Here is a 6,897-nt window from a genome sequence, read left to right as displayed (position 1 = left end):
CTGTCCCTCCTGCTTCCGCTGGCCGTCGGCGTCGTCGTCTGCCTCGGATCGGCCCTCGTACCCGCCCTGAAGGCGGGCCGTACCGCGCCGCTCGCCGCCCTGCGCGAGAGCGCGGTCGACGACTCCGGCGCGTCCCGCAGCCGCGCCGTCGTCGGCACCGTCCTCGGTGCCGTCGCCGTCGCCGCGGCCCTCGTCGGCGTCCTCGTCACCCCGTCGCTGACCCTGGCGGCCCTCGGCGCGGTGCTCGCCCTCGCGTCGTTCGTGGTGCTCGGCCCGGTCGCCTCGGCCTCCGCCGTCCGGGTCCTCGGCAGTCCGCTCCAGCGGCTGCGCGGCGTCACCGGCGCCCTCGCCCGGCGCAACGCGCTGCGCAGCCCGAAGCGCACCGCCGCCACGGCGAGCGCCCTGATGATCGGCGTCGCCGTCGTCTCGCTGTTCACCGTCTTTGGCGCCTCGCTCAAGGCGACCATGAACCAGACGGTCGACCGCTCCTTCGCCGGTGACCTCGCCGTCTCCGCGCCCGCGTTCGGCGCCGGCGGCAGCGGCCTCAGCCCGAAGCTCGCCCCCGCCCTCGCGAAGCTGCCCGAGGTGGACACCGCCGTCGGACTCGGCAAGGGCGTCGCCGAGGTGGACGGCGCCGGCCGCGCGCTGACCGTCACCGACCCCGTCGCCCTCGCCCGCTCCTTCGACCTCGGCACCGTCCAGGGCTCCCTGGACCACCTCGGCACCCACGGCATCGCGCTCACCCGCGACGAGGCCGACCGGCAGCACCTCGCCGTCGGCGACACCACGCGGCTCACGTTCACGGACCGCACCAGCGCCGACTTCACCGTCCGCGCCGTCTACGGACAGTCCGAGCTGGCCGGTGACTACGTCATCACGCGCCAGGCCTGGGCCCCGCACCGTGTCCAGGACTCCGACACGCTCGTCTCCGTCACGTTCAAGGACGGGGTCGGCGCCGCCGACGGCAAGGCCGCCGTCGACAAGGTCGCCCACGCCTACGGCAACCCCGAGGTGCAGACCCGCGACGCGTACGCGCAGTCCTCGGCCGGCGGCATCGACATGATGCTGACGCTGGTCTACGCCCTGCTCGCGCTGGCCGTCCTGATCGCCCTGCTCGGCATCGCGAACACCCTGACGCTCGCCGTGCACGAGCGCACCCGGGAACTCGGACTGCTGCGCGCCGTCGGTCAGACCCGCTCCCAGCTGCGGGCCATGGTCCGCTGGGAGTCGGTGCTCGTCGCCGCGTTCGGCACCGCGGGCGGACTGCTGCTCGGCGGGTTCCTCGGCTGGGTGCTCGTCAAGGCGTCCGACGCGGCGAGCGACAGCGCGTTCGCCTTCGCGCTGCCGCCGGTGCAGCTGGTCGTCGTGGCCCTCGTCGGGCTCGCCGCGGGCGCCCTCGCGGGACTGCGCCCGGCCCGCAGGGCGGCACGGCTCGACGTGCTGCGTGCCATCGCGACGGAGTGAACCGCGTCCGCCGGTGGAGGATCACCGCCCGGTCAGCCTGCGACGGCGGACCGGGCGGGAGTCTGTAAGGGGGCGTCCGCGCTGCGCGAGGCCGCCGTCCGGTACACGGGATACGGCGCGACGGGCGGCGTGTGCACGGGTGCGGGCAGCGCGAACCACACGACCTTGCCGCGGCCGTCCTGCGGACGCACGCCCCAGCTCTCGCTGAGCGCCGCGACCATCGCGAGACCGCGGCCGCACGTGGCGAGGGGATCGGCGTCCCGCACCGCGGGCAGCCGGGGATCGCGGTCGTGCACCGAGACCGTGAGGCGCTCCCGGGCCAGTTCGATCTCGACCGTGCACATCTTGTCGGGCCCCGCGTGCCGGTGGACGTTGGTCAGCAGCTCGGTCACGCCGAGCACCGCCAGATCGACCAACGGCTCGAGATGCCAGTGGCGCAACTGCGCCGAAACGATGGAGCGGACCTGTCCGATCCGCGACGGCAGGGCCTGGAGCTCCACCGTGCAATGCCTGCTCGGCTGGCTGATCACGACTGCGACTCCCCGAATGAGTCCGGAAGAGGAAGGGAGCGGATCGAGCGGAGCCACTGAGCCAACGGGCCGCGCCGGTACCGCCCCTGCATGTCCGGCGGGCTGGTTCGCAGCGTCATCGCCGGTAAACCCTGAGTAGTGATGTGTGACCAGCGTGACTCAGGGGGCGTGAGCGTGCAACTCCGGCCGGTGACCGGGGCGGCGGGCGACCTCTGACGCGGCCGAGGGGTGCGCTACGCCCGCCCGGTCGCCCTGCGCACCGTCTCGATGAAGCGGCGGGCCACGCCCGGGCCCGTGTCCTCGCCGCCCGGCTCCCCGCCCTGACCGCCGAGCCGCAGCAGGTAGCGTCGCCCGTCGACCTCTGCCGTCGCCCGGTCGTCCGAGCCGAACCAGGGCTTGCCCGCGCGGACTTCGCCCAGCGGCGCGCTGTCGATCTCGCGCCCGTAACTCGTCAGCAGTTCGAGTCTGCCGCCGGCGATCCGGACCTGTCCCGCCCGGGTCAGCGAGCGCAGCCGCCGCCCGATCCGTACGCCCGTCGCCGTGAACTCCGGCTCCGCCATGCCGCCTCGCCCCCTCGAGCCCGTCCCGTGTCGTGACCGTCCCCGTGCCGTGCAGTCTGCCCGCAGCGGTCCCGCGGTACCAGTGTGCCCGCTTCTTTGAGCTCCTCAAAGCGGTGTTTATGCAGGTGAGAAGCGTGTGGAAGGTGTCTATGATCGGGGCGGACGCTCGGTTGAGGCGCACGGAGCGCACGAGGTGGACACGGGCGCACGAGGCGAAGGAGCCGCGCGGTGAGCACGATGCAGCAGGGCCGTCCCGAGGGCGAGCGCCCCGGCGGCGAGCCGATGGCGACACTCGACGTCGACCACACCGACCTCGACTACCGCAGCTGGCTCAAGGAGGCCGTCCGCAAGGTCCAGGCCGACAGCAACCGCTCGGCCGACACCCACCTCCTGCGCTTCCCGCTGCCCGAGCACTGGGGCATCGACCTCTATCTCAAGGACGAGTCGACCCACCCCACCGGCAGCCTCAAGCACCGCCTGGCCCGCTCCCTCTTCCTCTACGGCCTGTGCAACGGCTGGATCCGCCCCGACCGGCCCGTCATCGAGGCGTCCAGCGGCTCGACGGCCGTCTCCGAGGCCTACTTCGCCAAGCTGATCGGGGTGCCCTTCATCGCCGTGATGCCCCGCACGACGAGCGCCAAGAAGTGCCGGCTCATCGAGTTCCACGGCGGCCGCTGCCACTTCGTCGACGACCCGCGCCGCATGTACGAGGAGTCGGCGGCCCTCGCGGCCCGTACCGGCGGCCACTACATGGACCAGTTCACGTACGCCGAGCGTGCCACCGACTGGCGCGGCAACAACAACATCGCCGAGTCGATCTACCGGCAGATGGAGCTCGAGCGCTACCCCTGTCCGACCTGGATCGTCGCCACCGCGGGCACCGGCGGCACCTCCGCGACCCTCGCCCGCTACGTGCACTACATGCAGCACGACACCCGCATCTGCGTCGCCGACCCGGAGAACTCCTGCTTCTTCGAGGGCTGGACGACGGACAACGCGGACGCCCACAGCGACTGCGGCTCGCGCATCGAGGGCATCGGCCGCCCGCGCATGGAGCCCAGCTTCGTGCCCGGCGCCATCGACCGGATGATGAAGGTCCCCGACGCGGCGAGCGTCGCCGCGGTCCGCGCCCTCGAGCACGCCATCGGCCGCAAGGCCGGCGGCTCCACCGGCACCGGCCTGTGGAGCGCCCTGAAGATCGTCGCCGAGATGGTGGCCGAGGGACGCCGGGGCAGCGTCGTCACCCTGCTGTGCGACCCGGGCGACCGCTACCTCGACAAGTACTACTCGGACGACTGGCTCGCCGCGCAGGGCCTCGACATCCGCCCGTACGCCGCGACGATCGACCGGCTCCTGGAGACGGGCACCTGGCCCGTCTGACCCGGCCGGCTCAGGCCGGCGCGGAGGCGAGCCGGCGCTCCAGCGCCCCGACCGCGTCGCGGAACGCACGGCCGAGGCCCGCCCGGCCCACCCTGAGCCCGACGCGGAACGGGGCGGCGCCGTCCGCCGCGAACGTCCACTGCACCCGCGAACCCCCGGGCACCGCGACGATCCGCCACTCCTCGAGCAGGGCCCGCACCCCGGGTGCATTGGTCTCGTCCACCCGGTACGCGTAGCGCTCGTCCGGCTCCGCGGCCACGATCGTCTCCAGGAACCGGGTGCCGCCCCTGAGCCGCACCTCGCGCCGTGCCCCGCCGTCCAGCGGCCGGGCCAGCGTCACCGCGGAGAACCACTCGGGCCAGCCCGTGACGTCCTCGGCGAGCGCGCGGTACACGGCGCCGGGCGGTGCGGACACCTCGCGCGCGAACACCAGGCGCAGCGGTGCGGTCTCCGCGAAATCGGGGCCGACGGACAGCAGACGACGTGCCATGAACGTTCAGCCCCCAGCCAGGACGACGGTTCGACGGACGCGCAGCACCGGCCTCGGAGAGCCCCGGGGGCCGGGCTCGCGCCACCATAGCCCCCGCACCGTCAGATGTCTGTACCTGCTTCCGGCTCACCGGCGACGACCAGCCGCATGTGCTCCGAGACCTCGGCCCGCGCCTCCCCGGACAGCCCGCCGTCCGTCACCAGCGTGTCGACCTGGTCGAGCGAGGCGAACGAACTCAGGCCCACCGTCCCCCACTTGGTGTGGTCGGCGACCACCACGACGCGGCGCGCGGACTGCACCAGACGTCTGTTCGTCTCCGCCTCCGCCAGGTTCGGCGTCGACAGGCCGGCCTCCGGGCTGATGCCGTGCACGCCGAGGAACAGCACGTCGAAGTGGAGCGCCCCGATCGCCTGGTCGGCCACCGGGCCCACCAGCGAGTCCGACGGAGTGCGCACCCCACCGGTCAGCACCACCGTCGCGGCTCCCGGCCGGGTGCCCGCGCTGCGCTGCGACGCGTGGAACACGTCGGCCACCCGCACCGAGTTCGTCACCACCGTGAGGTCCGGGACGTCGAGCAGGTGCTGGGCCAGCGCGTAGGTCGTCGTGCCGCCGGACAGGGCGATCGCCGTGCCGGGCCCGGCCAGCGCCGCCGCCGCGCGGGCGATGTCCTCCTTGGCGGTGAGCTCGAGCCCCGACTTCGCCTCGAAGCCCGGCTCGTGGGTGCTCGCCTCGACGACCGGGACGGCGCCGCCGTGCACCTTCTCGAGCACGCCCTGCCGGGCGAGCGCGTCCAGATCGCGCCGCACCGTCATGTCGGACACGCCGAGTTTCCTGGTCAGTTCGTTGACCCGGACGCCGCCGCGGCGGCGCACCTCGTCGAGGATCAGGGCGCGACGCTGCTCGGCGAGCAGGTTCTGATTCTCGCTCACGTCCGGTCGGATCCCTTCGCCTCGTCACGCCTGGCCCACAGTGTGCCCGTCATCCTCGCACGTACCACCGACACCGGTCCCACCGCCCGCACACCCCGTCCCGAACGTCCGGGCGCCGCCGACCGGGTGAGAGCTCGGGGAGATTCGGTGACGAGGGGTGCGCACGCGCGCACGGAGCCGGGATCCTGGTGCGGTCGAGAACGGGGGACACGTCACGATGGCGCGCGAGCAGCAGCACAGGGACAGTGACCGTGGCGGCGACCGGGACAGCGGCCCGCCGGACGGCACGGCAGGCGCGGCAGGGGTCGCAGAGGGCGGTGGTGAGGCGCCGGACCGGGCCGCGCTCGAACTCCTGGTGCACGGCGTGGGCGGCACGACCCCCGCGGCCATGCTCGGCGACCCGAGCACCGTGCGGATCTCCGGCGACGACACCGCAGCCGTCTTCCGCCGCACCGAGGACCGCGACGCCGAACAGCGCCCCGACGACTACCGCGGCCGACCCGTCCCCGAGGCCTACGTGTGGTGCAACCTCACCTCCGGCAACGGCTCGCGCGCCCTGTGGCTCCTCCTGCTGCCGTTCATGGTGGTCAACCTGGCGCACTGGATGCGGCCCGACGCCCGCCGCCGGTCCCCGGCCCTGCGCCTGTACGGCCTCCTGATCCGGCTCACCGGGCTCACGCTGACCGTCCTGCTCGTGGCGGCGGCGTGCGAGGTCGCGCTCGACCTGACCGCCTGGCAGTGCGCGGGCGCCACCGCCTGCGCCGACCGGCACGCCTGGCTCGGCTTCCTGTCCGCCGGCGCCGACGGCAGCGGCGGCTGGTGGAGCCAGCCCGGCCGCCGGCTCGCCCTCGCGGCCCTGGTCCCGACGGCGCTGACCGGGCTCCTCTGGTACCTGTCGCACCGCACCTGGAGCGCCTACGAGTCCCAGCGCCCGCTGCCGCACCAGCCCGACCCGGACGACAGCGCCCCGACCTCGGCGCTCGGCAAGCCCGGCTTCTGGTACGGCCGCCGGCTCGTCGCCCGGCTGCGGGCCGCGCACACCGCCGCCGGACTGCTCACCGTCGCGGCCGCCGTCGGCACCTCCGCCGCCCGCCACGACCGCGCGGCCGGCGGCCCCGCGATCCTCGACCTCCTCGGCTGGGTCCTGGTCGGCGCCCTGGTCGCCGGCACGGTCACCGTCGTCGGCGTCGTGGCGCGGCGCGGCCGCAGCGAGAACCGCCTCGACACCACTGCCGACCGCACCCTCGTGCGCGCCCTGCCCTACGGCGCCCTGACCCTGCTCGCGCTGACCGTGCTCTACGCGTGCTGGTCGCGGCCCGGCTGGCAGTCGGCCGGGCGGCTGCCGGGCGACACGACGTTCGGCGGCATCGCCCTCGTCCAGGGCGCGCTCGTGCTGTGCGCCGCGTTCGTCGCCCGCTCCATCTACCGCACGGCGCCCGACCCCCGCACCGCCCTGCGCGGCCTCGGCGGACCCGCCACCGCGATGCTGGCCTGCGCCCTGGGCGGCGTCATGACCGGCGGCGTCGCCCAGCGCGTCGCCGACT

Annotated in this window: 6 protein-coding genes and 1 pseudogene; 3 read left to right on the top strand and 4 right to left on the bottom strand. The window is 74.2% G+C overall.

From position 1 onward, the window contains the following. The coding region (locus GTW43_RS31390; protein ID WP_161305371.1) for an ABC transporter permease at nucleotides 1-1,464 on the top strand (1,464 nt) is incomplete at its 5' end. Between the two features lie 32 nt (nucleotides 1,465-1,496). On the opposite strand, the gene GTW43_RS31385 is transcribed toward GTW43_RS31390, so the two are convergent. Both GTW43_RS31385 and GTW43_RS31380 read right to left on the bottom strand, forming a co-directional pair. Further along, a complete protein-coding gene (locus GTW43_RS31385) occupies nucleotides 1,497-1,994 on the bottom strand; it encodes an ATP-binding protein (RefSeq protein ID WP_161305370.1) in 498 nt (165 codons plus the stop codon). 233 nt (nucleotides 1,995-2,227) lie between these two features. Then, a complete protein-coding gene (locus GTW43_RS31380; protein WP_161305369.1) occupies nucleotides 2,228-2,554 on the bottom strand; it encodes a hypothetical protein in 327 nt (108 codons plus the stop codon). Nucleotides 2,555-2,791: 237 nt separating this feature from the next. Here GTW43_RS31380 and GTW43_RS31375 point away from each other — a divergent pair, with 237 nt between their 5' ends. Continuing rightward, the gene (locus GTW43_RS31375) at nucleotides 2,792-3,934 is read left to right on the top strand and encodes a PLP-dependent cysteine synthase family protein (RefSeq protein ID WP_202502182.1); all 1,143 of its coding nucleotides are present in this window, start codon (nucleotides 2,792-2,794) and stop codon (nucleotides 3,932-3,934) included. A 10-nt stretch (nucleotides 3,935-3,944) separates the two neighbouring features. On the opposite strand, the gene GTW43_RS31370 is transcribed toward GTW43_RS31375, so the two are convergent. Both GTW43_RS31370 and GTW43_RS31365 read right to left on the bottom strand, forming a co-directional pair. Next, nucleotides 3,945-4,424 carry an SRPBCC family protein gene (locus GTW43_RS31370; protein ID WP_161305368.1) on the bottom strand — a complete coding sequence of 160 codons (480 nt, stop codon included), beginning with the start codon at nucleotides 4,422-4,424 and terminating at the stop codon, nucleotides 3,945-3,947. Between the two features lie 101 nt (nucleotides 4,425-4,525). Beyond that, nucleotides 4,526-5,353 carry a DeoR/GlpR family DNA-binding transcription regulator gene (locus GTW43_RS31365; protein ID WP_161305367.1) on the bottom strand — a complete coding sequence of 276 codons (828 nt, stop codon included), beginning with the start codon at nucleotides 5,351-5,353 and terminating at the stop codon, nucleotides 4,526-4,528. A gap of 217 nt (nucleotides 5,354-5,570) precedes the next feature. Between GTW43_RS31365 and GTW43_RS31360 the strand changes: the two are divergent. Next, nucleotides 5,571-6,897, top strand: a pseudogene (locus GTW43_RS31360) (hypothetical protein); the annotation flags it as partial.

The organism is Streptomyces sp. SID5785 (assembly GCF_009870065.1).
In the GTDB taxonomy this organism is placed as follows: domain Bacteria; phylum Actinomycetota; class Actinomycetes; order Streptomycetales; family Streptomycetaceae; genus Streptomyces.
This window is presented reverse-complemented; position numbering and strand designations above follow the sequence as displayed.